This is a genomic window from Roseateles flavus (assembly GCF_039872765.1).
Taxonomy (GTDB): domain Bacteria; phylum Pseudomonadota; class Gammaproteobacteria; order Burkholderiales; family Burkholderiaceae_C; genus Roseateles_B; species Roseateles_B flavus.
Genome location: NZ_JBDPZC010000008.1, coordinates 146,183 through 171,057, shown reverse-complemented (window position 1 = coordinate 171,057; position 24,875 = coordinate 146,183). Strand labels below are relative to the sequence as shown.

22 protein-coding genes are annotated in these 24,875 nt (G+C 70.8%); 15 read left to right on the top strand and 7 right to left on the bottom strand.

The genetic code is table 11. The features are described from left to right. Nucleotides 1-7 precede the first annotated feature (7 nt). Genes ABDJ40_RS17465 through ABDJ40_RS17450 form a run of 4 tightly spaced genes read right to left on the bottom strand, consistent with a single transcriptional unit; the run spans nt 8 to nt 4,429 of the window. Nucleotides 8-811 (bottom strand): hypothetical protein, encoded by an 804-nt coding sequence (locus ABDJ40_RS17465; RefSeq protein WP_347611646.1) that lies wholly within the window; start codon nt 809-811, stop codon nt 8-10. A gap of 2 nt (nt 812-813) precedes the next feature. Next, a complete protein-coding gene (gene ypfH / locus ABDJ40_RS17460) occupies nt 814-1,539 on the bottom strand; it encodes an esterase (RefSeq protein WP_269630981.1) in 726 nt (241 codons plus the stop codon). Between the two features lie 57 nt (nt 1,540-1,596). Beyond that, nucleotides 1,597-3,720, bottom strand: a complete 2,124-nt coding sequence (locus tag ABDJ40_RS17455; protein WP_347611645.1) for an ATP-binding protein — start codon at nt 3,718-3,720, stop codon at nt 1,597-1,599. 13 nt (nt 3,721-3,733) lie between these two features. After that, nucleotides 3,734-4,429, bottom strand: a complete 696-nt coding sequence (locus tag ABDJ40_RS17450) for a response regulator (RefSeq protein ID WP_269630979.1) — start codon at nt 4,427-4,429, stop codon at nt 3,734-3,736. A 164-nt stretch (nt 4,430-4,593) separates the two neighbouring features. Between ABDJ40_RS17450 and ABDJ40_RS17445 the strand changes: the two genes are divergently transcribed. The 3 genes from ABDJ40_RS17445 (at nt 4,594) to ABDJ40_RS17435 (ending at nt 8,287) form a co-directional block, all read left to right on the top strand. Next, nucleotides 4,594-5,877 carry an SPFH domain-containing protein gene (locus ABDJ40_RS17445; RefSeq protein WP_347611644.1) on the top strand — a complete coding sequence of 428 codons (1,284 nt, stop codon included), beginning with the start codon at nt 4,594-4,596 and terminating at the stop codon, nt 5,875-5,877. Between the two features lie 30 nt (nt 5,878-5,907). Next, complete coding sequence (locus ABDJ40_RS17440) at nt 5,908-7,431, top strand: hypothetical protein (RefSeq protein WP_347611643.1); 1,524 nt, start codon at nt 5,908-5,910, stop codon at nt 7,429-7,431. A 151-nt stretch (nt 7,432-7,582) separates the two neighbouring features. Next, the gene (locus tag ABDJ40_RS17435) at nt 7,583-8,287 is read left to right on the top strand and encodes a class I SAM-dependent methyltransferase (RefSeq protein WP_347611642.1); all 705 of its coding nucleotides are present in this window, start codon (nt 7,583-7,585) and stop codon (nt 8,285-8,287) included. A 57-nt stretch (nt 8,288-8,344) separates the two neighbouring features. Here ABDJ40_RS17435 and ABDJ40_RS17430 read toward each other — a convergent pair whose 3' ends face one another. The 3 genes from ABDJ40_RS17430 to pyrF form a co-directional block, all read right to left on the bottom strand. Next, nucleotides 8,345-8,779: a hypothetical protein gene (locus ABDJ40_RS17430; protein ID WP_347611641.1), complete on the bottom strand. Its 435-nt coding sequence runs from the start codon at nt 8,777-8,779 to the stop codon at nt 8,345-8,347. A gap of 88 nt (nt 8,780-8,867) precedes the next feature. Continuing rightward, nucleotides 8,868-12,155, bottom strand: coding sequence for a PAS domain S-box protein (locus tag ABDJ40_RS17425; RefSeq protein ID WP_347611640.1), 3,288 nt, complete (start codon nt 12,153-12,155; stop codon nt 8,868-8,870). Between the two features lie 194 nt (nt 12,156-12,349). Then, nucleotides 12,350-13,189 (bottom strand): orotidine-5'-phosphate decarboxylase, encoded by an 840-nt coding sequence (pyrF, locus tag ABDJ40_RS17420; RefSeq protein WP_347611639.1) that lies wholly within the window; start codon nt 13,187-13,189, stop codon nt 12,350-12,352. A gap of 117 nt (nt 13,190-13,306) precedes the next feature. On the opposite strand from pyrF, the gene ABDJ40_RS17415 reads away from it, so the two are divergent. From ABDJ40_RS17415 to ABDJ40_RS17360, 12 genes are all read left to right on the top strand, one after another. Then, nucleotides 13,307-14,233 (top strand): GNAT family N-acetyltransferase, encoded by a 927-nt coding sequence (locus ABDJ40_RS17415; RefSeq protein WP_347611638.1) that lies wholly within the window; start codon nt 13,307-13,309, stop codon nt 14,231-14,233. Nucleotides 14,234-14,427: 194 nt separating this feature from the next. Next, entirely contained in the window at nt 14,428-15,153 is a 726-nt protein-coding gene (locus ABDJ40_RS17410) for a hypothetical protein (RefSeq protein ID WP_347611637.1), read from the top strand. 206 nt (nt 15,154-15,359) lie between these two features. Then, complete coding sequence (locus ABDJ40_RS17405) at nt 15,360-16,124, top strand: hypothetical protein (protein ID WP_347611636.1); 765 nt, start codon at nt 15,360-15,362, stop codon at nt 16,122-16,124. Nucleotides 16,125-16,333: 209 nt separating this feature from the next. Further along, nucleotides 16,334-16,609 carry a hypothetical protein gene (locus ABDJ40_RS17400; RefSeq protein ID WP_347611635.1) on the top strand — a complete coding sequence of 92 codons (276 nt, stop codon included), beginning with the start codon at nt 16,334-16,336 and terminating at the stop codon, nt 16,607-16,609. A gap of 350 nt (nt 16,610-16,959) precedes the next feature. Further along, nucleotides 16,960-17,616: a hypothetical protein gene (locus ABDJ40_RS17395; RefSeq protein ID WP_347611634.1), complete on the top strand. Its 657-nt coding sequence runs from the start codon at nt 16,960-16,962 to the stop codon at nt 17,614-17,616. Nucleotides 17,617-17,641: 25 nt separating this feature from the next. Then, nucleotides 17,642-18,592, top strand: a complete 951-nt coding sequence (locus ABDJ40_RS17390) for a hypothetical protein (protein ID WP_347611633.1) — start codon at nt 17,642-17,644, stop codon at nt 18,590-18,592. 173 nt (nt 18,593-18,765) lie between these two features. Next, a complete protein-coding gene (locus tag ABDJ40_RS17385) occupies nt 18,766-19,701 on the top strand; it encodes a transporter substrate-binding domain-containing protein (RefSeq protein ID WP_347611632.1) in 936 nt (311 codons plus the stop codon). 35 nt (nt 19,702-19,736) lie between these two features. Beyond that, nucleotides 19,737-20,651 (top strand): amino acid ABC transporter substrate-binding protein, encoded by a 915-nt coding sequence (locus ABDJ40_RS17380; protein WP_347611631.1) that lies wholly within the window; start codon nt 19,737-19,739, stop codon nt 20,649-20,651. A 75-nt stretch (nt 20,652-20,726) separates the two neighbouring features. Then, nucleotides 20,727-21,473, top strand: coding sequence for an amino acid ABC transporter permease (locus ABDJ40_RS17375; protein ID WP_269630969.1), 747 nt, complete (start codon nt 20,727-20,729; stop codon nt 21,471-21,473). Then, nucleotides 21,470-22,132 (top strand): amino acid ABC transporter permease, encoded by a 663-nt coding sequence (locus ABDJ40_RS17370; protein WP_347611630.1) that lies wholly within the window; start codon nt 21,470-21,472, stop codon nt 22,130-22,132. Before ABDJ40_RS17375 ends, ABDJ40_RS17370 begins: the two co-directional genes overlap by 4 nt. Nucleotides 22,133-22,141: 9 nt before the next feature. Beyond that, nucleotides 22,142-22,876 (top strand): amino acid ABC transporter ATP-binding protein, encoded by a 735-nt coding sequence (locus ABDJ40_RS17365; protein ID WP_347611629.1) that lies wholly within the window; start codon nt 22,142-22,144, stop codon nt 22,874-22,876. A gap of 149 nt (nt 22,877-23,025) precedes the next feature. After that, a complete protein-coding gene (locus ABDJ40_RS17360; protein ID WP_347611628.1) occupies nt 23,026-24,873 on the top strand; it encodes a sensor histidine kinase in 1,848 nt (615 codons plus the stop codon). Nucleotides 24,874-24,875: the final 2 nt, after the last annotated feature.

Genomic DNA, 24,875 nt, shown 5'->3' with positions numbered 1-24,875 from the left:
GTCCTCCTCAGCGCAGCGCCGCCCCCAGCCGCTCCAGCCAGGCCGCCGGCACGGCCTTGTTGCAGTAGAGGTGCCGGGGCACGATGACAGGCGGGTCGCTGAAGTGCAGCAGGTGCAGGGTCTTCTCCCGGCTGTCGTCGCGCTGCAGCTGGGCCTGCACCTCCTCGGGTGCGGCCGGCATCCAGTCGGCATGGCTGGCCTGCAGCATGCGCAGCAGCTGGCCGACCTCGCCGCTGCCCTGGGTGGCACGGCCGGGGCGCTCGGCGATCAGGGCGTCCAGTTCGGCGCCGTAGGAATAGCCCTGCTTCACCAGCAGCCGCGCCGGCGAGTCCAGGGCCTCGCGCAGGCTCATGCCCTCGCGCAGGGGCGCGTCGCGGCGGGCGATCATGGCCAGGTGCTGGCCGCGGTAGAGCGGCGCGCTGAACTGGCCCCTGGCCTCGCGGGCCGGGCTGCGGAACCAGCCCACGCCGCAGACCAGGTGCTCGCCGCTCTCGACCATCAGCAGCTGGCGCACCGCCGGCGTCAGCACCCAGCGGTGCGGCAGGCCCGTGCGCTCCAGCGCATGGCGCAGCGGTGCGATCACCAGGCCCGTGGGCGGCTGCCGGCCGGGCTGGGGGACGTAGTAGGGCGGGCGGTCCTGGTAGAGCAGGTCCACGCTCGGCAGCGGCGTGGCCTCGGCGCCGGTGGCCCGGGCAAGACCTGACCCCAGCGCGCCCGCCAGGGTCGCCAACGCAGCGAGGGCGGCCCTGGCCCAGAGACGGGCGACTGGGCTGCGGGCCAGGCCCGGGGTCCGGCGCAGCCCGCCGCCCATGCTCACTGCAGCGGGGCCTTGAGCCCCTGCTCCTCGGCGGCCTGCATGGCTTCCCGCCAGAGGCGCGCGGGCACGAAGGTGCGCAGCTGGTGCAGCGCGCGCTCGATCAACTCGGGGTGCAGCTCGTGGCCGATGTCGGGGAGTACGTCGGCGGTGACATCGGCGCCCAGGGCCACCAGGCGCTTGGCGGCCTGGATCTGGTCCTGGTAGGGCAGCACGCCGTCCTGCTGGCCGTGCAGCAGGTGCACCGAGACCTCCTGCGGCGCATGCTCGGGCAAGGTGGCGTAGGCGCCGCTGAAGGCCATCACGCGGCCGGCCAGCTGCAGCTCGGCCTGCACGGCCTCCAGGGCCAGCACGGCCCCCTGGGAGAAGCCGCCCAGGGCCACCTGTTGCCAGGGCAGCTCGAAATGCTCGGTCCAGGCACGGACCAGGGCGATGAAGTCCGGCAGGGCGTCGGCCACGCGGCGGGCGTGGTTCTCGTCGTTGGCGCCGTCCAGGGAGTACCACTGCAGGCCGCTGCCGCCCCCGGGGATCAGGTCGTAGGCCTCGGGCCCGCTGAGCGCCAGCACGGCCGCCTGCGGGTATTGGCCGCGCAGGGCCTGGGCCAGGGGCCGCATCTGGGTGGCATCCGCCCCGGCTCCGTGGAAGAGCAGGAAGAGCAGGTTGGGCACGCCCTTGTCGGGCAGCAGGGCCAGGGCGTGGGATCGGTGGGGGACGGCATCACTCATGCCTGCATTGTGCGCGGCGGGGGCCTGACCGCAAGTCCCCCGAATGAAAGCCCCGGCTCAGGCCCGCCGCAGCCGCAGCCAGAAGCGCACCCCGCCGTCCTCGTTGTGGGCCTCGATCTGCGCGTCCATCTTGGCCAGGTAGCTGCGGGCCACGAAGAGGCCCTGCCCGCGCCGCTCGGGCCCGGCGTCGGGCGGCTGGTCGGAGACGCCGTACTCGAAGATGCGCGTCAGCATGTCCGCCGGAATGGCCGGCCCGATGTTGTGAATGCCCAGCAGCGCGAAGCCGTCCTCGGCCGCCAGCGTCAGGGTGATGGGCGTGCCCGGCTGGCGGTGACGCTGGGCGTTGCGCAGCACATGGGTGACCACATCCTCCAGCGCGTAGGCCTCGCCGCGCACCGGCAGTGTCGCGCCCTCGTCGCCCAGCAGCTGCACGCCCTCGATGCCGGCATGCGGCGCATTGGCCACCACCTCGCGGCAGAACTGGGCCAGGTCCAGGGTCTCCAGCTGCAGGTCGGCGGCTTCCAGCGCCTCGCTGGGCGAGGCCGTGCCGTAGAGCACCCGCACCGCCTGCTGCATGCGCTGCACGTAGCGGTGGCTGGGATCGTCCACGCCGCCGTGCAACACCATCAGGGACTGCAGGGGCGACATGATCTCGTGCCCCACGGCATGCCACATCTCGCGCTCGCGCTCGGCGCGCAGCTGCTCGCGGCGCAGGCCGTCCTTGACCCGCTGCAGCAGCGCCTGCAGGGTGCCGGCCAGGATGCCCAACTCGTCGCGCCCTTCCAGGTCCGCCACGTCCAGCTCGCCGATGCGCTGCTCGGCGCGCGGGTCCTGCATGTTGTAGGAGACGGCCGCCGCGCGCCGCGTCAGCACCGTGATGCGGCGGATCAGGCCCAGCTCCACCAGCAGCCAGGCGAAGGCGATGGCTGCGAGCATGGCGCCCACCAGCCACAGCAGGCTGCGGGCCTCGCGCGCCAGCTGGCGGTCCAGGCTGCGCAGGTCGCCCTGCAGGCTCAGCCGGTAGCGGCCGGTGGCCGTGGCGACCTCCTCACGGGCCTGCAGGCGCAGGCTCGCATCGCCCACGGGCACATCCACCGGCAGGCGGCGGATCAGGCGGCTCAGCCAGGGCAGGGGCGCGTCGCCGATCTCCGCGCCGCGCCGCTCGGCGATCACCAGCGGATGCTCGCCCAGACGCTCGATGCGCAGGGTCTCCCCGGCCTGCAGACCGGCGCCCAGGCGGTCCAGGGACACGCCCACCGTCGCGCCTGAGCGGGCGCTGTCGAAGAGGACTGCCGCGGTCCCGCCCTCGCCGGCCGGGCCCAGCAGCTGCACATGCAGGCGCAGCTGGTCCAGGTCCCGCGGCGGCCAGGCCTGGGCGCCGCGCTCGAACAGCGCCGTCTTGAAGGCCTCCACCGGCAGACGGACCGAGAAGACCGTGTGCCGCGCGCAGGACGCCTCGGCATCGGCCGTCTTCACGCACGGCCCCTCGCGCCACAGCCAGCCGCGGAACTCGCGCTGCGGGCGGGACTGGCGCTCCAGCTGGTCCCCCTCGGCCAGGAAGCCGGTCAGGCGGCCGCGCTGCTGGGCCGGGCCTTCGTCGGGGCGGCTGGCTTCATAGGGCGCGGTCCAGACGCTGCGCTGGCCGCGGTAGTCCAGGCTCACGCGCAGGCGGTGCACGCCGCCCAGCTCCAGCTGGCCGACACTGCGCGGCTGCAGCGGGCCGGCGTCCAGGCTGCCCACCAGGTAGACGAAGCCGCCCGCATAGGCATTGCTGCCCACCGCCGCGCAGAGGCTGGCACCCTGCGGCCAGCGCAGGCCGCAGCCGGCCATCTCCACGGCGCGCAGCGCCTTGTACTGGTCGTCGAAATCGATGGCCGAGAAGGGCAGCAGCACCGGGGCCAGGTCTTGCCCATTGCCCGGCTCCATGCCGGGGTTGAGCAGGGCCAGCTGACCGGCCGGGTGGCGCAGCTGCAGGGTGATCTCCGCCAGCGACTGGCGGAAGCCCTGCTCGTAGCGCTGGTAGCTGCGCTGCTTCTGGTCCTGCAGCACGGTCAGGGCCAGGCCCAGGGTGGCGGCCACCAGCAGCATGAAGGCCAGGTGCACCACCAGGCGGCGGCGGAAGGCCGCCAGCCCGAGGCGCGGCACCGGCAGGGCCGGCAGCGTGACGGGGCCCAGCTTCATGCGTGCCGGGCCTTCATCGCGGGCCGGCCCAGCGGAAGCCGCGCATGGGGACGTTCTCGATGGCGTCGAAGTCGGCGTCCACCTCGCGCAGGGCCTCGCGCAGGGTGGAGACATGCTTGCGCACGTTGTCCCGGGTGCGGCCGCTCTTGACCACGTCGAACAGCTCCTCGTAGCTCACCACCTCGGGCGCGCGCTGGTGCAGGGTGGCGAGGATGCGCTGGGCGGTCAGCGGCAGGTTGATGCGCTGGCCCTTCCACAGCGGGCTGCGCTGCCACAGGGGATCGAGCTGCAGGGCCGTCGCGGTGTCCGGCGCGGGGCTGGGTGCGCGGGCGCGGGCGGCGCGCAGGATGTCCAGGAAGGTCTCGGTGAACTCGGCCTCGTCGAAGCTGGTCTTCTGCAGGTAGTCCCAGGCGTCCAGGGCCTTCATGATGCCGCGGTAGATGGCCGCGGGCATGGCCGAGACCACCAGCACCGGCGTGCCCTGGTGCAGCTTGTTGATCGCGTTGATCAGGGCCACGCCGGCGTGGCGCTCGCGGCCGAGCTCGATGTCCAGCACCACCATGGCATAGGCCTCGCGGCCCAGCGCGGCCTCGGCGCTGTCGCGGTCGAACCACTGGTCGACCTGCAGCTCGGGGCGGGCGGCGCGGATCCAGCCGGCCAGCTGCTCGCTGGTGGGGCGGTCGTCCTCGATGACGGCGACTTTGTTCATGCGCCCGATTATCGGCAGCCCCTGCCCCGCCCCCTGTGAAGCTTTCTTCCGGGCTGTGACGACAGTGCCCCGGCGCCGCCCTGGCGCCCTCCGCGGCCCCCGACAAACACTGCGGCCATCGATCCACACACGGGGTCCGCCCCGAACCAAGAGAGGAGCCGCACATGAACGAGCACACCCCCGAGCAAGGCCAGGCCGACGACGACATCCTGCACAGCCGTCTGGTCGAGGACTACGAAGCCGCCGCCGCCCACGAGGCCGTCAGGCCTTCGCTGGGTGCCCAGCTGCGCCGCCATGCCCCACTGCTGCTGGCCCTGGGCGTGAGCATCGTGTCGGTCACGGCCCTGGCCCTGCATCCCCCCTTCTACCCGGTGCCCCGTGGTGAAGTCGCACTGCGCACCAACACGCTCACCGGCGGCGTCACCCAGGCCCGCGACGGCAGTCTCTTTCGTCTGCCCGGCCTGCACGAGATCCGCACCCTGCCCCAGCAGGACCGCAGCTACCAGCCCGGCGCCTTCGCCCGTGCCGACGGCCCGGCACCGCTGCAGTCGGTGGAGGGCCTGTCGCTGGGACTCACGCTGACCCTGCGCTGGGGCGTGGACCAGACCCGCCTGCCCCAGCTGGCCCGCAGCCTGCCGGACAACATCGAGCGCGAGCTGATCGACCCCATCCTGCAGGGCGTGATCTACCGCCAGATCGCCAGCCACACGGTGCGCGAGATCTTCTCGACCCAGCGCGCCGAGATCCAGCAGGCCCTGGAGACCGAGCTGCGCAAGAAGCTGCTGGCCGACGGCATCGTGCTGCACAGCGTGCAGATCGGCAATGTGGACCTGCCGCATGAGTACCGCGAAGGCCTGGAGAAGCTGCTGGCCGAGGGCCTGGCCACCGAGAAGATGCGCTACACGCTGGAGCAGCAGGAGAAGAAGGTCAAGCAGACCGAGCTGGAGGCTGCGGCCGACAAGATCCGCCGCGAGACCGCCGCAGAGGCCGCCGCGCGCGAGCAGATCATCGCCGCCAAGGCGCAGGAGGAGGCGATGAAGCATGTGCTGCCCTTCAAGCAGCGCCAGGTCGAGCAGCGCCAGCTGGAAGCCGAGGCCGAGCGCGTGGCCCGCGTGCGCATGGCTGAGGGCTCCGCGCAGGCGCGCGGCATCGAGGCGGAGGGCGAGGCCAAGGCTCGCGAAAAGCTGGCCGACGCCGAGGCCTACCGCCAGGGCCGGCTGGGCAAGGTGAGCCTGGAGCAGATGTCGGCGGAAGGAGCGCTGCTGAGCAAGCACCCCCTGCTGATCCAGAAGGCCATGGCCGACAAGCTCTCGGACAAGGTGCAGGTCATCATCGCCCCGCCCCCGGCCGACGGCGGCTTCATCGGCAAGACCCTGCTGGGCGGCAAGGCCGAGACCGTGGCCAAGGCCCGCGAGGCGCAGGAAGCGCAGACCGAAGGCAACGACTGACCCCCTGAGCATCCCCGCGAGGACCCGATCATGCGCCCCACCCTGTGCACTGCCGCCCTGGCCACCACCGCAGCCCTGCTGCAGCCGGCCCCGACCCACGCCGCCACCGCCCTGGTCCTGCAGGACCAGGCCGCCCTGCGCGCCGCCGCGCGCGACGCCGCCCCCTCGCAGGCCGCCCTGTGGCGGGGCGAGGCGGTGGAGATCCGCGGCGAACGCCTGGACTTCTACCAGGTCTACGACTACCGGCGCGAGCGCGGTGGCTTCGTCCGCAAGGGTCAGGTCTTGCCTCTGGAAGGCCAGGCCGCCGATCCCGCCGCCCTGCTGGCTGCCCTGCGCCTGGTGCGGCTGCAAGCGGGCGCCGAGTCCCTGGGCCTGGGCCTGGCTGCCGCCTATGTGCAGCAGGCCAGCGCCGAGCAGATGGCCGGCCCCGGGGGGGTCGAGGCCCTCGACGCTCTGGGCAGCCTCGCCGAGCGCCTGGCCGACCGCGCCTCGCGCAGCAGCGCGGCGAAGCTGGACACGCCGCAGACCTCCACCGACACCCAGCTGGCCGCCCAGCTGGACGTGGCCGCGCGCTACGGCCTGAAGTTCCAGAGCTTCGAGCGCGAGGCCGGCAGCCTGCAGCTCTGCTACGAGGGCGAGGTCTTCCGCCGTGTGCTGGCCCTGCCCGCGAGCACGCCCGAGCAGCAGGCGCGCGCCGCCCTGGCCCTCACCCGCCTGGACTGCCAGAACCCCGCCGCCACGCCCTCGCAGAAGCTGCAGCGCGAACAGTGGCGCGCCGACATCCTGGAGCGCGTGCCCGCCAACGGCCTGGCCCCGCTGTGGCGCAACCGCGTGGTCCTGCGCCAGGCGGCGGTCTGGGGCCGGCTGGCCTACGCGCAGGCGCGGCAGGCGGACGCCGGCCCCGCCGCCCAGGCCGCCAGCGCCCGCGCCCTGCAGGCCCTGGCCCGTGTCCAGCCCGCGGAACTGGCGGACGAGGACCAGCCCCTGTCCAACGACGCCGCCATGCAGGCCAATGCCGTGCGCTGGCAGGCCCTGCCCGCGGGGTCCAGCACGATGAGCTGGAGCCGGGGCAAGGACTCGCTGCAGCTGCGCCTGCTGCCCGGCACCGAGGGCGACCAATGCCTGGTGCTGCAGTCCGCACAGGCCAGGGAGGCCCTGCTGCGCCACTGCAGCTTCGGCCTGATCCAGACGGCCTCCTTCAGTGTCAACCGCGAGGGCACGGCCGCCACGCTGGCGGTGCAGCCCACGGAGTCCTGGCGCGAACTGTGGGTGCTGCGCCAGACGCCCCAGGGCTGGCGCCTGGACGTGCTGCCCCCGGTGGCCGCCAACCCCGGCCTGGGCTATGCCGAGTTCGCCGGCTGGGTGCCCGGCGGCCAGCAGCTGCTGATGGTGCGCGAGGCCCGCGCCGAGGGCCGCTACACGCCGCGCAGCTTCGAGGTGCTGGACTTGCAGAGCCTGCAGGTGCTGCGCCGCAGCGGCGACGCCCAGCAGCTGGGCCCCTTCCAGCGCTGGGCGGATGCGGGGTGGAAGGCGGGGAGCCTGAGCCTGCGCTGAACGGGGCGGCCCGGGCCAGGCCCGCCGCTTGCGCCAGCTCAAGCCGCCGCCAGGATGGGAGGCCGATGGACACACAGGAGCCAAGCCCTTGGCTTGACGTCCCCCCGGTCCGGCCTGAAGCTGCCGGGGCCACCACCGCCGGAGTCCCGCCATGCCCTCCAAGCCGCACCCCAGCGCCTCCTCGCCCCCGCTGCGCCACCGGCATTCGCAGGCGCTCTATGCGCGCCGTGCGCCGGTCTATGACCTGGAGCTGGCGGCGCTGGCCGGCCTGCGACGCGAGGCCATCGCGCAGCTGGGGCTCGCGCCCGGTGAGACCGTCCTGGACCTGGGCTGCGGCACGGGCCTGAGCCTGCCCTCGCTGCTGGAGGCCGTGGGGCCAACAGGGCAGGTGATCGGCCTGGAGCCCTGCCGCGCCATGCTGGACCAGGCCCGCAAGCGCTGCGGCGCCGATCCGCGGCTGACGCTGATCGAGGCCGCCGCCGAGGCCGCCGGCTGGACGGCCCAGGCCGGCGGGCAGGCGGACGCCGCCCTGCTCTTCTTCACCCACGACCTGCAGCAGAGTCCGCCAGCGCTGCAGCACCTGCGCCAGGCGCTGAAGCCCGGCGCGCGGGTGGTGGCGGCGGGCCTGGTATGGGCACCGGCCTGGCAATGGCTGGGCAATGCCTTCGTGTGGGGTGCCGCCTGGCATTCGCTGTGCTGTTTCGAGGCCCTGCACGCGCCCTGGCAGGGCCTGCTGCCCCTGCTGTCCGAGCACCGGCTGGAGCGCCGCAACCTGGAGACGATGTACCTGCTGACAGGTCGCACCGGCACGCACGCCGCCTCCGAGCGGGGACAAGAAAGCCGAGGCCCCCACTGACGGAGCCTCGGCCCGGACGCCAGGTGAAAGGCGGGGAGCCCGAGCCTGCGCCGAGGGTCAGGGCAAGACCTGCCCCTCACCCACCAGGCGCCCGCCCTGGAACATCTGGAACTGCCGACGGTCGTCGCGCAGCTGGAGGGCATCCAGGCAACGGACGGTGGCCTCGGCGCTTTCACCAGGCTTGAGCTCGCCGCCGATGCCGGGTGGGATGTTCAGCGCGCAAGTCGAGCCCGCGGGATGGTCCGGGAAGCGCAGCTGGGGCCGGTAGCCGGTGTAGACGGGCGTGTCCCGCCCCTGGCTGAAGCCCATAGGAAGCAGGCGGACCTGCACGCGCAGTGTCGCCTGGGCCTCGACGTGGATCCACGGAGGCACGGCGGCGCTGGCGCCGCCGGCAGGCAGGGCTGACGAGGCAGGGGCCACGGCGGGGGCCTGGGCCGCGCACTGGACGGCCATCGACAAGCCGCAAAGGCCGATGAACAGGGACTTCAGCATGAGGTCGGCAAACGGGGGACGCGGGACAGCGGCAGCCCGCGATGCCGGGGCCGCCGCGCCCGGATTGTGGCAGCGCTCTGCGACGGCCTCAGCGCCGCTGCCGGTCGTTGGGCTTGTGCCCGATCAGCTTGACCAGGACCTGGCGCAGGCGGTTGGCGTCGATGGGCTTGGTGAGGAACTCGTTCATGCCGGCTTCCAGGGCCTCGTCCCGCTCGGAGACCAGGGCGGCGGCGGTCAGGGCCACGATGGGCAGCTGCTCGGCGGCGAAGCGGCGGCGGATCTCGCGGGTGGCCTCGTGGCCGCTCATGACGGGCATCTGCACGTCCATCAGCACCACATCGAAGGGCTTGCCCATGCTGGCCGAGGCATGGATGGCCTCGATGGCCTGGTGGCCGTCGCTGGCCTGCGAGACCTCCAGGCCCCACTGCTCCAGCAGGGCCACGGCAATCATCATGTTGACGGGGTTGTCCTCCACCATCAGCACGCGCAGGCCGTCGAGATCGGCATTGTCGCGGGCCTCGCGGGGCTGGGCCGAGAGGCTGCTGGCCGCGGCCACCAGGGGCAGCTCGGCCCAGAAGGTGGAGCCGCGCCCGGTCTCGGACTGCACGCCCACCTCGCCCCCCATCAGGTGGGCCAGCTCGCGGCAGATCGAGAGGCCCAGGCCCGTGCCGCCGTAGCGCCGCGTCGTCGATTCGTCGGCCTGGGTGAAAGGCTGGAAGAGGCGGGCCTGCACCTCGGGCGTGATGCCCGGGCCGGTGTCGGTGACCTCGATGCGCAGGCGCTCGTCGCTGATGCGGGCCACACGCACCGAGACCGAGCCGCTCTCGGTGAACTTCAGCGCATTGGTGAGGTAGTTGGAGAGGATCTGGCGGGTGCGCACCGGATCGCCCACCACCCAGCCGGGCACATCCTCGTCGACGTCGATGCGGAAGGACAGGCCGCGCGCCTGCGCCAGGGTCAGGTAGGCCATGCGCATGGTGGAGAGCATGTCGCGCAGGGCGAAGGGCTGGGACTCCAGCGTCAGGCGGCCGGCCTCGATCTTGGAGAGGTCCAGGATGTCGGCGATCAGGCCGGAGAGGCTCTCGGCGCTGTCCAGCATCTGGTCCAGGTAGTGACGGCGGGTCTCGTCGTCCAGGTCCGGCTGCTGCAGCAGGCGGGCCAGGCCCACGACGCCGTTGAGCGGCGTGCGGATCTCGTGGCTGGTGTTGGCCAGGAAGGCGCTCTTGGCGCGGCTGGCGGCCTGCGCCTCGTCCTTGGCCTGGGCCAGCGCGGCCTCGACGCGGCGCTTTTCGGTGACGTCTTCCAGGATCCAGATGGTGCCGCCGCGGCTGGGGTGGTCGGGATCGACGGCGCGAGCCAGGATGCGGCACAGGAAGGTGCTGCCATCCCTGCGGGCCATGCGGCGCTCGGTCTCCACCTGCTCGCCGGCGGCCAGGCGCGGGCCCAGCTCGCGGCCGGCGTCGCGGTACTCCTCGTCGCTGGGCCAGACGACGCGGCCGGACTGGCCGATCAGGCTGCCGTCGGGCCAGCCGAACATCTCCTCCACCGCGCGGTTGACCTGCACAAAGCTCTGGTCCCGGGTGAGCGTGATGCCGATCGAGGCGTTCTCCAGGATGGCCGCATGGATCAGCCGCGTGCGCTCCGATTCGGACACATCGCGGGCGTTGATCACCAGATAGGCCTGCCCCTCCATGTTGAAGGGCGCGGCCGACATCACCATGGAGATCAGCTCGCCGTTCTTGCCCTTGAAGGCGGCCGGCATGTCGTTCACGCGGCCATGCAGGCGCACGCCGTCGACCAGGCGCTCGCGGTCCTCGGGGTTGTGCCAGACACCCAGCTCGTCCGCGGTGCGGCCCAGCACCTCCTCGGCCTTGTAGCCGGAGAGCTCCTCGAAGGTCTTGTTGACCATGGCATAGCGGCCGGTGGCGATCTCGGTCAGCGTGATCACGTCCGGGCTGGTGGCCACCAGGTGGGACAGCAGGCCCTCGGAGCGGCGCAGCGCCTCCTGGGCGCGCGAGGCCTCGGTCTGGTCGATGAAGAACGAGAGGGTCGCGGGCCCACTGGCGGCGTCGACCCGCACGCTGGTCACCTGCACCAGGCGGCGCCGGCGCGACAGCGTGCGCAGCTTGAATTCCGCCATGGGCAGGATGGCGCCCACGGGCATGGACTCGATCTTGGCGGCCCGCTCGCGGGCGCGCTCGTCCTCGCCGCTCTCGTAGTGGGCGAAGAGGTCCTGCCCGATCATGCTGGAGCGCTGGGTGTAGCCGAACATGGCCATGGCGGCGGGGTTGGCGTCCAGCACCCGGCCCCAGCGGTGCAGCACCAGGGGCGAGGGCGAGCGGCGGAAGAGCTCGCGGTAGCGGGCCTCGGTGGCCACGATGGCCTGCTCGGCCTGCACCTCGTCGGTGACGTCACGGCCCACGCCCCAGTAGCCGCGGAAGTTGCCCGCCGCATCGAAGCGCGGCTCGCCGCTGACCGAGACGTAGCGCAGCAGGCCGTCCTCGCCGCGGCGGCGCGCCACCATGCCGCGAAAGGGGCGGTGGGCCTCCAGGTCGGCACGGTGGGCGTCCATGTCCTCGTCGCCCAGGCCCTGGGCCTGGTCGACTTCCCAGGGCGTCTTGCCCAGCCGGTTGTTGAGGTCCAGGCCCGACTGGCCGGGGATGTTCTCGGCCATGTGGGTGAAGCGGAAGTCGCGGTCCATCTCCCAGTACCAGTCCGCGGCCATGGACAGCAGGTGGCGGAAACGGGCATTGCGCTCGCTGGCCTCGCGCATGGAGCGGCGCACGAGACGCAGCGTGCCCAGGCCCACGACCAGGCCGGTGCTCAGCAGCACCAGCTGCGTCACCAGCTGGGCCGAGACGCTGGACCCCAGGGCCACCGGCGGCAGCATCTGGTGGGCCTCCAGCCAGGCCATCACCAGCAGGCACACGGCGCCCACGCCGAAGAGCCACAGCCCCGCCGTCAGGCCCGTCACGGCCGTGCCCAGGGCCACCATGAGGGCCAGCACGCCCAGACCCGGCGAGCCCAGGCCGGCCCCGCGGGACCAGGCCAGGGCCAGGCCCATCATCATCACCAGGCTCATCAGCAGCATGACGCCGGGCTTGGCCCGTTCACGCGGCAGGCGCAGGTAGAAGGCCGTGCCGACCACGCAGACCAGGGCCGCCAGCAGGGGCGGCAGCGCGCCGCGCAGGGGCTCGCCCTCGCGGATGGTGCCGGCCAGCAGCAGCGTGACCAGGCCGCCGATCAGGGCCGAGGCGCCCAGCAGCATGCGCACGGAGCGCCAGCGCAGGCCGCGCTCCAGGGCCTGACGCCGCTCGTCCAGCGACATCTCCTGGCCGACCAGGCTGCTGAGATCGTCGAGGGGGTCCTTGCTCACGTTGGCGGGCATGCTCCGGGGATGCCCGCCCCACCACGGAGCCGAGCCAGGTTGCGAGTCTCGGTCAGGGCAGGCCGGCTGAACAGCGGTTCAGCGCAGCAAACCACGCACAAATGCAACGCCCGGCAGCGGAGCGAGAAGGAATGCGCAGCCTGGGTCCGCGCGGGGTTGACCCAGGCGCGCGCGCCGGGGCTTCAGCCGCGGGCGGCGTTGAGCTGCTCGCGCGTGGCCAGGGCCACGCGGCGGGCGGCGGCGGCGAAGTCCTCGCCGCTGCTGGCGTAGAGCACCGCACGGGAGGAATTGACGATGATGGGCGCGCTGCTGGCCTCGGCCGTGCCGCGCCAGCCCGCGCGCACCGTGGCCGCGACATCGCCGCCCTGGGCGCCCACGCCGGGAATCAGCAGGGGCAGGGTCGGGGCGATCTCGCGCACCCGGGCGATCTCCTCGGGGAAGGTCGCTCCCACGACCAGGCCCAGCTGCCCGGTCTTGTTCCACTCGGTCTGGGCCAGGTGGGCCAGGTGCTCGTAGAGGCGGGGCTGGCCAGGGACGTCGGCCAGGCGCTGGTTCTGCCAGTCGCTGCCGCCGGGGTTGGAGGTGCGGCACAGCAGGATCACGCCCTTGTCCGCGTAGCGCAGGAAGGGCTCGATGGTGTCGAAGCCCATGAAGGGCGAGAGCGTGACGGCGTCCGCCTGGTAGCGCACGAAGGCCTCGCGGGCGTACTGCTCGGCGGTGGAGCCGATGTCCCCGCGCTTGGCGTCCAGGATCACCGGCACCTGGGGCGCCACGCGCTTGATGTGGGCCATCAGCCGCTCCAGCTGGTCCTCGGCGCGGTGGGCGGCGAAGTAGGCGATCTGGGGCTTGAAGGCGCTGACCAGGTCCTTGGTGGCGTCCACGATGGCGCTGCAGAAGTCGTAGATGCGGCCGGCATCGCCCTTCCAGGCCCCGGGGAACTTGCCCGGCTCCGGATCCAGGCCCACGCAGAGCATCGACTGGTTCAGGCGTTCGGCGGCGTGGAGTTGCTGGAGGAAGGTCATGGATCGCACCCTTGAGCGGGCTGGGCTGGTGGAGGTGCCGTATTGTCTCGCTTTCGGCCCATTTACCGTTCATCCGGGCTGGATGGCCGCCGCCCTCAGCACACGAGAGTCCCGACGATGCAGATTCTGGAAACCGAACGCCTGCGCCTGCGCTGGTTCGACGACAGCGACGTGCCCTTCATCCTGGGCCTGATCAACGAACCGTCCTGGAAGGCCAACATCGCCGACCCCGGCGTCAGCACGCCCGAGCAGGCCCGCCAGTGGATGCGCGACCGCCTGCTCAACCGCTACTGGTCCCAGGGCCACGGTTTCTGGTGCGTGGAGCGCAAGGAGGATGGCGAGCGCCTGGGACTGGCCGGCCTGATCCACCGCGAGGGTCTGCCCGAGCCCGATCTCGGCTACGGCCTGGCAGAGCGCCACTGGGGCCGCGGCTACGCCCGCGAGGCCGCCGCCGCCTCCCTGCGCTATGCCCACGAGGTGCTGGGCCTGCGCCACCTGCTGGCCACCACCGCGCCCCACAACGACAGCTCCGGCCGCGTGCTGATGGCCATCGGCTTCCAGGACCTGGGCCTGCAGCAGACCGAGGCGCACGAGGGCCTGTCCCACATCTACGAATGGCGCTCGCCCGAGCCCGCGGGCGACGACGCCCAGCAGCTGCGTACCCTGGTGCAGCGCTTCCTCGGCGCCTTCGACAACCGCGCGGGCCGCCTCCACCAGCTCGCCGCCCTGCCGCACTGGCTGCTCCCCGAGGCCCGCATCGTGGTGCGCCAGGGCGAGGCCCTGAGCAGCCTCAGCCTGCGCGAGTTCATCGAGCCCCGCGCCGAGGCTTTTGCCAGCGGCGCGCTGCAGGACTTCCACGAGTGGATCGAGGACCTGCAGATCGAGCACGAGGGCGGCCTGGCCCAGCTGCGCCTGCACTACGCCAAGGCCGGCCGCCGTGACGGCCTGGCCTTCGAGGGCCGGGGGCACAAGCTGCTGCAGTGCGTGAAGACCGCGCGCGGCTGGAAGATCGCGGCGATCGCGTGGGAGGACCGGGCGGCCTGAGTCCCGGTGAATCCCCGGGAATCCCGGTGAGCCCACACTGGCGCCTCACCCCGGGCGTCCCGCGCGCAGAGCGCACACGCCGCGCCTGCCCCTGTAACAGATGGCAGGACGCGCGCGGCCCGCTGCCTTGTACGCTGCGCCCGCCCTGTTCAGGGCGACATCACAACAGCGATACAGGGATGGAGAACCCCCACATGCTCATCAAGAAGCTTGCACTGCACTGCACTGCACTGATCGTGGCCCTTGGCGCCACCCCGGCCTCGGCGGCCACCGAGTTCCCGTGGCCGGACCTGCCGGTGCTCTACAAGGTCACCCGCAAGGCGGCACCGCCGGCCAGCGGCGTCAGCGCCCCGAAGGCGGCCAGCGCCACGCGGGCGCGGGACACGGAGGACCAGGAGCTCATCAATGCGGGTGGCAGCGGCTGCAGCTGGGATGAGGGCCTGTGCAGCAAAGACATCGGCCCCAGTGACGGCTGGAACTCCTTCGGCAGCTTCGAGGTGTCGATCAATACCCAGTTGGCCAAGGTGGAGCTGTGGGGCAAGTCGGAGCAACGGCAGGCAGCCATCTGCTCTGGGATGACTTGCAATGTCTTTGGTGTGCCGGAGAACATCACCATGGATCCGACCAATCCGGGGCCGTTGCTGGCGTTCTTCGGCTTTCGCCGCGCTCCCAAGCTGTTGGACACTTGCGTTCGAACGCAAATTGCCAGCAGGGCCTATGACGCTTACGACACCGAGGCGACAGCAGCGGCCAAGGCACAGCTCGCGGATCAAACGTTCCAGATTAACGATCTGGTCGATGTCTCCTACCAGGATGGCAGCGTCTGGCGATTCAGCGTCTACGTCTCTGATATCGCAAGCCAGTTCAGCTTGCAGGGCGCCAAGTCGCAATCGAGGTCGCAAAGTCCATGCGGCCATTGACTCGTGCTGCCGCGCTACTAGGGAGCGCGTTGGTGCTTCTGCTGTTGTGCGCGCGACAATGGCATGGTTCCTCAGAGGAAGCACCAGCCCAGCGACCGAGCGACGCGCCGGTACAGCAGGTAGCCCGGCCTACGCCTGCTTCGCATCCAGGAGTCCCTGACACCGTCGCTAGCGATGCCAGACCGGGCGTCAGCCTAGAGGCAAGCATGGCCCGCCGCGCCGACCGCATCAAGGCCATGCACAGCGACGACCTCTATGCCAGCGTCGTTCAGCTATGGAATGACTACCGCAAGGGCGGCTACCCCACGGTCGTGGCGCTGCGCGCGGCTTGCCAGCAGGCGCTCCTGCTGTCGCGTTCCTCGGTCAAAGGCGAAGTCCCCGGCACCAGCGGCCTCATGGCGGCCAAGCCCTTCCCGATTCCTGGCGAGTCGGCTGCCAGCACCGCGCAACGTGAGGCCGCCTGGCAACGCATCAACCAACGCTGCCTGCCCATTGCTCAGGACAGCCTGCGCATGAGCGCACCGGAGGCGGATGAGCCCTTCGAGCGTGATCTAGACCGGGTTCGTGCTAGCGGTGATTTTCGACAGATGGTCGCCCTGGAATTCGCTTATGGCCGGCTCGATCAGGTGCTGATGAGCTATCTCACGCGCATGGGCCGGGCCGAGGGCTACCTCCCTTGGTTCGAAGGCCAGGCTCTGGGCGGCGCCGCGAATGCAGAGCTGTACGACAAGGCGCTGAGCGTGGCCGGCACCCTGCTCTATGTCGACCCACGTAGTCCCAGCCCCCATCTGTACGCCCTCGCCCTGTGCGCCCAGAAGGGCCTGTGCACCGGCAGCCTTGAGGAGCGCCTGCTGGCCGACTACCCCGCTGGCAGCCCCGAGCGCGCCACCATTCAGGCGCTCTACCCCCGCATGATGGCGGCGGTGCTGCGCGGGGATCTCGATGCCTTCGAGTTCCGCAAGAAGCCCTGAGTCCCGGCGGGCCCTGCCCTCCGCCCGGCTTCGGTGGGCCTTCAGGTGCGCTGATCGCACCCGGGGCACGCCTCCTGCAAGAACTTGCAGGCCCCGCGCGGCCCCATTCTTTGTACGCTGCGCCGGCCCTGTTCAGGGCGACATCACCACAGCGATTCAGGGATGGAGGACCCCCACATGCTCATCAAGAAGCTTGCACTGCACTGATCGTGGCCCTGGGCTGCACTTCGGCCTCGGCCGCTGAGTTCCCGTGGCCGGACCTGCCGGCGCTCTACAAGATCACGCGCAAGGCGGCGGCCAGCAGCGTCAGCGCGCCGAAGGCGGCCAGCGCCACGCGGGCGCGGGACATGGAGGACCGGGGGTTCATCAATGGCAGAGGCAACGGCAGCCTGTGGCGTTTCACCATCGACTTCCCCATGGCGAGCGGCCTCATGGTGGGCAATCCCAAGCCGGTTGCGGAGATGTCTTCCCAATGCCGTCGATAGCACTTCGTGGTTCGCGCCACTGGATCCCCGCAGTCACCGGCCTGCTCCTGGGCGCGGGCCTGCTCTACTGGGCCCCCTGGTCGCCTCTTGAACCTCCGACGGGCTTGCTCGCCAGCGAGAACGGGGCGGCCGTAAAGCACCCGACCTCCACCGCGACAGGTGACGCGATGGCAGCAAGCGCCCAGGCATTGCCAGGCTCCTCAGCGGCGCCCCCCGCGAGCAGAGGGCCCGACCCCGTCCAGCAACAGTGGTCCGACGCCCGCCGCGCGCTCAGCAGCAACGAGACCTATGCCACCTATGTCCGCTTGTCCAGCCAGCCCGACGCCGGCAGTCAGGCTGCTGCACGGGCCATGTTGAACACCTGCCGGTCCGCGTTGTTCAACACCTTCAGCAGCCCGGACCAGAAGACCTACGACAACCCCTTCCAGATGCGGGCCCCGGCTCCGCTCGCGGGAGAGGCCCCGACGCTGGCCGCCCAGCGGCGCCAGGCGTGGGACCTGGTCCAGCTGCGCTGCCGACCGATGTTCGACAACCCATCCTGGGAGAAGATGCTGCAGTCGCCCCAGCGCACGGAAGGCGCGCAGGACCTCGCCAGCAGGAAAGAGGCGCTGCGCCTGGACGTCACGGAAGCCGTCCACGCCAGCGACATCGTCACCCTGACCCAGCTCATGCACGCCAGCTCGCAGGCGCACCCCTTCTTCGATGGCCAGTTGCTGGGAGGCTTGCCGACGGCCGGCCTCTTCAATGAAGCCCTGGACCGCGTGTGGGCCAGCCTCACGATGAGTCCGGAGGCCATGCAGGATCATGTGCTGAGCCTGTCCCACTGCGTCCAGTTCGGGCGCTGCGGCCAGGCATCCGCGGATCTACCGCTCGTCCGCAAGGCGGCACAGACGCCCGAGCAGCAAGCCCAGGTCCAGGCCCTGGCCCAGCGCATGCAGGAGGCACTGCAGCAGGGCCGGGTGGAGGCCTTCCTGCGATGCAACCTGACCCCCTGCCCTGCACGCTGACCTCCATTGGGGCCACGTGGATGCCATGCTCCGCCGACCTTATCGCTGGCTACTGACTCTCTCCCTGCTGCTGACCCCGGGCCTGGTGGTGCAGCGCTGGCCGCCGGCAATGCCAGGTGAAGACCACGCCAAGCCCGAGGCTCCACAGTCCATGCGCAGGCCCGCCCCGCCGTTCGGGCCTGTGCTTGGCGCACGGGCCAGCAGTAGTCAAACGTCGGACGAAGGCCCCTTCGCGGCGTCGAGCCCCTCGATGCCCTTCGGTGCAGCGCTCTACCCCCAGTTCGTTCACTGGATGCAAACCGGCACCCCCGCCTCCCTGGCCGAGGCTCGGCGGGTGAGCCGGGCCTGCACGATGGCGAAGGTGGCGCAGCTGGCCCGGCGCGATCCCCAGCGGGACCTGAACCAGGATCTGGCCGACGACTTTCAGCTGCATCTCGCCAAAGGCGAGGCGGCCGATGTCAGTCTCCAGCGGCGCGAGGCCCTGGCCCGCAGCACTGCCGCCTGCGGCCCGCTGCGACAGGACCGCTGGCGGGCCAGCGCCCTGCATGAGCATGCGTCCTCCGTCGCAGCGCAACAGCTGCGCCACAGTCCGCAACTGGACGCCCTGGGCGAGTTGCTGGCGCAGCAGGACTACGACGGCGCCACCCGCTGGTTGATGCGAGCGGCCCGCTCCGGCCGGCAGTTGAGCTTCGAAGGACGACCCTGGGGCGGCGTCAACCCCGAGACCTTCGAGCTGGCCCTGTACCTGGCGGTGAGCCTGGACCCGCGCCCGTCCGCGGCCTGGGCCACGCAGCTGCTGAAGGACGCGGCCTGCCTGGACAGCGGGCATTGCCCCGAGGCCTATGACGCCGCCTATCTGCTGCCCCAGGCTCCCGATGCCACCCAACTGGAACAGGCCTGGCCCTTGGCGCGGCGCCTGTTCAGGGCCTGGTCCGCGCAGCAGCTGGCAGCGTTCGCCGTGTCGGCCGCACCGTGAGCGCCGGCCCTCGCACGGATTTCCGTCCCACCCCACCCCTCAGGAACGGAATTCCGTCCCCCGCCTGTCAATCGAGGCCCCCTCTCCCCAGTCAAATCAAGCACTTGCCCACCTCCCCACCCTGAAAACCCAGGGATAACCCCAGCTGGCACGCCCCCTGCAAGAAGCAGGGCATGCTGCGCCGCCTCCTCGCCCCCGCCCTGCTGCTGAGCCTGCCCCTGCTGGCCGGCGGCGCCGTGGCGGCCGAGCCCGTGGCGGGCAAGGACGCGAGCCCGCTGCTGGCCCAGAGCGAGACCCTCAAGCGCATTGCCGCCACCGGCACCATCAACCTGGGCCACCGCGAATCCTCGGTGCCCTTCTCCTACTACGACCAGCGCCGCCAGGTGGTGGGCTACTCGCAGGACCTGATGCTCAAGGTGGTCGAGGGCATCCGCCAGGAGCTCAAGCTGCCGGCCCTCACCCAGCGGCTGGTGCCGGTCACCTCGCAGAACCGCATGTCGCTGGTGCAGAACGGCACCGTGGACCTGGAGTGCGGCTCTACCTCCAACACCCTGGCGCGGCAGAAGCAGGTCGCCTTCTCGGTCTCCATCTTCATCGTCAGCACCCGCATGCTGGTGCGCCGGGACTCGCCGCTGCAGGAATTCGCCGACCTCGCCGGCCGCCGTGCCGTGGTCACCGCCGGCACCACGTCGGAGCGCCTGCTGCGCGCCTGGAACGAGACCCACGGCGGGCGCATCCAGCTGCTCTCGGCCCGCGACCACGGCGAGGCCTTCCAGTCCCTGGAGACGGGCAAGGTCGACGCGCTCATGCTGGACGACGCCCTGCTGCTGGGCGAGCGCGCCAAGGCCAGCCAGCCCGAGGACTGGCGCCTCACCGGCGCGCCCATGAGCTCGGAGGTCTATGGCTGCATGCTGCGCCGCGAGGATCCCGGTTTCAAGACGCTGGTCGACCGCGAGCTGAGCCGCCTCATGCAGAGCGGCGAGGCGCTGAAGATCTACCAGCGCTGGTTCCAGCGTCCCATCCCGCCCAAGGGACTGAACCTCAACTGGCCGCCCACCGAGGCCCTGCTGCAGCTCTACCGCCAGCCCTCGGACCGCGCCCTGCAATGAATCCCCCTCCAACAAATCAAGAGACAGGTATCCGCATGAAGACGTCCCTCCGCACCTCCGCCCTGGCCACGCTGCTGGGCCTGGCCGCCCTGAGCGCCGCGCCCGCCCGCGCCGAGGACACGCTCAAGAAGATCAAGGACAGCGCCACGCTGACCCTGGGCGTGCGCGAGTCCAGCGGCGCGCTCTCCTACACCCTGGGCGACGGCAAGTACGTGGGCTACCACGTGGAGATCTGCCAGAAGGTGGCCGCCGCCGTGCAGAAGCAGCTGGGCCTGGCCAAGCTGGAGATCAAGTACCAGCCGGTGACCTCGCAGAACCGCATCCCCCTGGTGCAGAACGGTGCGGTGGACCTGGAATGCGGCTCCACCACCAACAACCTGACCCGCCAGAAGGACGTGGCCTTCGCCGTGACCACCTTCGTGGAAGAGGTGCGCATCGCCGTCAAGGCGAACTCGGGCATCGCCAACATCGGCCAGCTGGCCGGCAAGACCGTGGCCACCACCACCGGCACGACCTCGGTCCAGACCCTTCGCAAGCACGAGCGCGCCACTGGCGTGGAGTTCAAGGAGGTCTTCGGCAAGGACCACGCCGACAGCTTCCTGCTGCTGGAATCCGGCCGCGCCGACGCCTTCGTGATGGACGGCTCCCTGCTGGCCGGCCTGATCGCCAAGGCCAAGAACCCGGCGGACTTCAAGATCGTGGGCGAGGTGCTGTCGGTCGAGCCCATCGCCATCATGTTCCGCAAGGACGATCCCGCCTTCAAGAAGACCGTGGACGACACCCTGGTCGCGATGATGAAATCCGGCGAGATGGCCAAGCTCTACGACAAGTGGCTGATGCAGCCCATCCCCCCGACCAACAGCCGCGTGGGCCTTGCGATGAGCGAGAACCTGAAGGCCGCGCTCGCCGCACCGAACGACAAGCCCATGGAAGCCTACGCCAAGAAGTAAGGCCCACGACCGCGGCCCCACCGGTAGCCACGGCACGGGAGCAGGCAAGACCTGACCCCACAGGAAAGGATCCCCATGACATTCGAATGGCAGGAACTCTGGTGCAAGGACACCGTCGAAGGGACGGTCGTCCAGGGCTGCTTCGGCCAGCCCGGCACACAGACCTATCTGGACTGGCTGCTCTCGGCCTGGGGCTGGACCCTGGCCGTCTCGGCCATCGGTCTCGTCATCGCCCTGGTGCTGGGCTCGCTGATGGGGGTGTTGCGCACCGGCCCGAACCGCAAGCTCGCCTTCCTGGGCGAGGCCTGGACCGAGCTGTTCCGCAACATCCCGCTGATCGTGCAGCTGTTCCTGTGGTTCTTCGTGGCGCCGGAGTTCATTGCGCCGATGAAGAGCCTGCCCAGCTTCCTGATCGCGGCCATCGGCCTGGGCTTCTTCACCTCGGCACGGATCTCCGAGCAGGTGCGGGCCGGCATCCAGAGCCTGCCGCGCGGCCAGAAGGCGGCCGGCCTGGCCCTGGGCCTGACCCTGCCCCAGACCTACCGCCACATCCTGCTGCCGGTGGCCTTCCGCATCATCGTGCCGCCGCTGACCAGCGAGGCCATGAGCATCGTCAAGAACAGCTCGGTGGCCTTCGCGCTGTCGGTGCTGGAGCTGACGCAGTTCGCGCGCCAGGTGGGTGAGGAAACCTCCCGCCCCACCGAGGTCTACGCCATGGTGACGCTGCTGTACTTCCTGTCCGCCTTTGCGGTCTACCTGCTCTCCGCCCTGCTCGAACGCTGGGTGCGGGTGCCAGGTCTTGCCGGAGCGGGTCACAAATGAATCTCGACTTCTCCTTCCTGACAGGCGAGTTCCTGCGCGCCTTCATCGCCAAGGGCTTCATCTTTTCCATCCAGCTGACCCTGGTGGCCATGGTGGGCGGCATCCTGCTGGGCACGGTGCTGGCACTGATGCGGCTGTCCAGCAACCCCTTGCTGAGCAAGCCGGCCGCGGCCTACGTGAACCTGCTGCGCTCCATCCCGCTGGTGATGGTGATCCTGTGGTTCTTCCTGCTGGTGCCCCTGCTCACGGGGCCCATCAGCGCGGAGCTCTCGGCCTTCATCACCTTCACGCTCTTCGAGGCGGCCTACTACGCCGAGATCATGCGTGCCGGCGTGCAGAGCGTGCCCAAGGGCCAGACCTATGCGGCCTTCGCCCTGGGCATGAACTACCGCCAGGCCATGGCCCTGGTGGTGCTGCCCCAGGCCTTCCGCAACATGCTGCCGGTGCTGCTGACGCAGACCATCATCCTGTTCCAGGACACCTCGCTGGTCTACGCCATCGGCGCCTATGACCTGCTCAAGGGCTTCGAGGTGGCCGGCCGCAACTTCAACCGCCCGGTGGAGACCTATCTGCTGGCCGCGGGCCTCTACTTCGTGATCTGCTTCAGCCTCTCCATGCTCGTGCGCCGGCTGCAGCGTCGCATCCAAATCATCCGCTGAGGTCGACCCATGATCCAGATCCAGAACGTTTCCAAGTGGTACGGCAGCTTCCAGGTGCTGACCGACTGCACGACCAGCATCCAGAAGGGCGAGGTCGTGGTGGTCTGCGGGCCGTCGGGCTCGGGCAAGTCCACCCTGATCAAGACCGTCAACGCGCTGGAGCCCTTCCAGCAGGGTGACATCGTGGTGGACGGCATCTCCCTGGCCGACCCCAAGACCAACCTGCCCAAGCTGCGCTCGCGCGTGGGCATGGTGTTCCAGCATTTCGAGCTCTTCCCGCATCTCTCGGTGACGGACAACCTGACGCTCGCGCAGATCAAGGTGCTGGGCCGCAATGCCGATGATGCCCGGACCCGCGGCCTGAAGATGCTGGACCGTGTGGGCCTCTCCGCCCACAAGGACAAGTTCCCCGGCCAGCTCTCCGGCGGCCAGCAGCAGCGCGTGGCCATCGCCCGGGCCCTGTCCATGGACCCCATCGTGATGCTCTTCGACGAGCCCACCTCGGCCCTGGACCCGGAGATGGTCGGCGAAGTGCTGGACGTGATGGTGCAACTGGCCAACGAGGGCATGACCATGATGTGCGTCACGCACGAGATGGGCTTCGCCAAGAAGGTCAGCCACCGGGTGATCTTCATGGACGCCGGCAAGATCGTCGAGGACTGCCGCAAGGAGGACTTCTTCGGCAAGCCCGAGGAACGTTCACCGCGGGCACGAGACTTCCTCTCCAAAATCCTGAACCATTGACCCCCCCCCTACTCGCTGCGCGAGCCCCCCAAGGGGGCGCATGCAACGGCCCGGCAAAGCCGGATCCGCGCATGCCGTGCCTGAGGGGCTGGCCACCTTCGGTGGCTCCGCCCCGTCCAAGCCAGGGTATTGAGCATGCTGGTGTTCGCTTGAAAAGAGGTCTGCGCATCCTGCTTGGCTCCCTGGCCGCGGCGCTGCTGGTCGGCGGCGCGGGCTGGCTGGCCTACACCGCCAGCCTGCGTCAGGGCACGGAAGTGCTGCGGCGCGAGTCCAACCACCAGCTGGAACTCTTCGCCGCCGCGGCGGAGGGGGTGATCAAGCGCCAGGAGTCCATCCCCGCCACGCTGCAGCTGAGCCCGGAAGTGCTGGCCCTGCTGCGCGAGCCGCAGTCGCCCGCACGCATCGAGGCGGCCGCCCTGTACCTGCGCCGTCTCAACGCCCACCTGGGCAGCCTGGAGCTCTTCGTCCAGAACCAGCAGGGCCAGGTGCTGGCCTCCAGCGAGCCGGGCCTGCGGGGCGAGGACCTCTCCTTCCGCCCCTATTTCCTCGAGGCCCTGGCCGGCCGCGTGGGGCGCCACTTCGCCATCGGCACGCGGGACGGGCGCCCGGGCTACTACGTCTCGCACCCGATTCACGACGGCGCCCGCGTGGTGGGCGTGGCGGCCATCAAGATCAAGCTGGACCCCATCAACGAGGCCTGGGCCACCCTGGGCTCGCCGGCCCTGCTGGCGGATTCCAACCAGGTGGTCATCCTCTCCTCCGAGCCCGCCTGGCGCTACACCAGCCTGGCCGAGCTGAGCGTGGACCAGCGCGTGGACCTGCAGCTCTCTCGCCTCTACGCCGCCCAGCCCCTGCCGCGCTTCCCGCTGCAGGTGGACCTGCGGGTGGACGAGGACAGCCAGGTGATCGAGGGGGTGCTGCCCAACGGCCTGGGCGCGGCCGCTTCCGCACCGCGGCTGGCCAGCCGCGCCATGCTGGTGATGGGCCGCACGCTCAACGGCATGGACTGGCGGCTGATGATGTTCAGCGACCTGCGCCCCGTGCGCCAGCAGGCCAGCACCCATGGCCTGCTGGCGAGCCTGGGCCTGGGCGTGGTGCTGCTGAGCGCCCTGATCCTGCTGCAGCGCCGCCGCATCCTGCGCCAGAAGCTGGAAGCCCATGCCGAGCTGGAGGATCAGGTGGCGCGGCGCACGCAGGCCCTGTCCGAGGCCAATGCCCAGCTCGCCCAGGAGGTGACCGAGCGCCAGCAGGCCGAGGCCACCCTGCGCCGCGCGCAGGACGAGCTGGTGCACGCCGGCAAGATGGCCGCGCTGGGGCAACTGGCCACGGGCATCACGCACGAGCTGGCCCAGCCGCTGGGTGCCATCCGCACCCTGGCGGGGAATGCGCTGGAGTTCATGCGCCGCGAGGACCTGCGCTCGGTGCAGGGCAATCTCGAGATCCTCACGCGCCTGGCCGACCAGATGGGCCAGATCATCCAGCCGCTCAAGGGCTTCGCCCGCAAGAGCCAGGCGCGCCCGCAGCGCTGTGACGTGGGCCAGGCCCTGGGCAACGCCCTGTTCCTGCACGACCAGCGCATCCGCCAGCAGCAGGTCAGCCTGGAGCGCGAGCTGGAGCCTGGCCAGGCCTTCGCCTTCTTCGATCCCAACCGCCTGGAGCAGGTGCTGCTGAACCTCATCGGCAATGCCCTGGACGCCGTGCAGGGCCAGGAGGACCGCGTGATCCAGGTGCAGGCGATGCAGGGCGGGGGTCAGGTCTTGCTGCTGGTGCGGGACAGCGGTCCTGGCCTCGGCGACGAGGCCCTGCGCCGCCTGTTCGAGCCCTTCTTCACCACCAAGGAGCAGGGCGTGGGGCTGGGCCTCGGGCTGGCCATCTCCCGCGACATCGCCCGCGAGGGCGGCGGCGAGCTGGAGGCGCGCAACCACCCGCAGGGCGGCGCGGAGTTCATCCTGCACCTGCCCGCCGACGACACCCCGCAGGCCGCCGCCCAGGCCTGACA

Excerpts from the sequence above, each read along its gene's own strand:
- ABDJ40_RS17380 (WP_347611631.1), top strand. The coding sequence starts at position 19,737 with ATGAAGACGTCCCTCCGCACCTCCGCCCTGGCCACGCTGCTGGGCCTG.
- pyrF (WP_347611639.1), bottom strand. The coding sequence starts at position 13,189 with ATGACCTTCCTCCAGCAACTCCACGCCGCCGAACGCCTGAACCAGTCG.
- ABDJ40_RS17465 (WP_347611646.1), bottom strand. The coding sequence starts at position 811 with ATGGGCGGCGGGCTGCGCCGGACCCCGGGCCTGGCCCGCAGCCCAGTC.
- ABDJ40_RS17385 (WP_347611632.1), top strand. The coding sequence starts at position 18,766 with ATGCTGCGCCGCCTCCTCGCCCCCGCCCTGCTGCTGAGCCTGCCCCTG.
- ABDJ40_RS17450 (WP_269630979.1), bottom strand. The coding sequence starts at position 4,429 with ATGAACAAAGTCGCCGTCATCGAGGACGACCGCCCCACCAGCGAGCAG.
- ABDJ40_RS17430 (WP_347611641.1), bottom strand. The coding sequence starts at position 8,779 with ATGCTGAAGTCCCTGTTCATCGGCCTTTGCGGCTTGTCGATGGCCGTC.
- ABDJ40_RS17435 (WP_347611642.1), top strand. The coding sequence starts at position 7,583 with ATGCCCTCCAAGCCGCACCCCAGCGCCTCCTCGCCCCCGCTGCGCCAC.
- ABDJ40_RS17365 (WP_347611629.1), top strand. The coding sequence starts at position 22,142 with ATGATCCAGATCCAGAACGTTTCCAAGTGGTACGGCAGCTTCCAGGTG.
- ABDJ40_RS17370 (WP_347611630.1), top strand. The coding sequence starts at position 21,470 with ATGAATCTCGACTTCTCCTTCCTGACAGGCGAGTTCCTGCGCGCCTTC.
- ypfH (WP_269630981.1), bottom strand. The coding sequence starts at position 1,539 with ATGAGTGATGCCGTCCCCCACCGATCCCACGCCCTGGCCCTGCTGCCC.
- ABDJ40_RS17455 (WP_347611645.1), bottom strand. The coding sequence starts at position 3,720 with ATGAAGCTGGGCCCCGTCACGCTGCCGGCCCTGCCGGTGCCGCGCCTC.
- ABDJ40_RS17405 (WP_347611636.1), top strand. The coding sequence starts at position 15,360 with ATGGCCCGCCGCGCCGACCGCATCAAGGCCATGCACAGCGACGACCTC.
- ABDJ40_RS17440 (WP_347611643.1), top strand. The coding sequence starts at position 5,908 with ATGCGCCCCACCCTGTGCACTGCCGCCCTGGCCACCACCGCAGCCCTG.
- ABDJ40_RS17375 (WP_269630969.1), top strand. The coding sequence starts at position 20,727 with ATGACATTCGAATGGCAGGAACTCTGGTGCAAGGACACCGTCGAAGGG.
- ABDJ40_RS17415 (WP_347611638.1), top strand. The coding sequence starts at position 13,307 with ATGCAGATTCTGGAAACCGAACGCCTGCGCCTGCGCTGGTTCGACGAC.
- ABDJ40_RS17395 (WP_347611634.1), top strand. The coding sequence starts at position 16,960 with ATGTTGAACACCTGCCGGTCCGCGTTGTTCAACACCTTCAGCAGCCCG.
- ABDJ40_RS17390 (WP_347611633.1), top strand. The coding sequence starts at position 17,642 with ATGCTCCGCCGACCTTATCGCTGGCTACTGACTCTCTCCCTGCTGCTG.
- ABDJ40_RS17410 (WP_347611637.1), top strand. The coding sequence starts at position 14,428 with ATGCTCATCAAGAAGCTTGCACTGCACTGCACTGCACTGATCGTGGCC.
- ABDJ40_RS17445 (WP_347611644.1), top strand. The coding sequence starts at position 4,594 with ATGAACGAGCACACCCCCGAGCAAGGCCAGGCCGACGACGACATCCTG.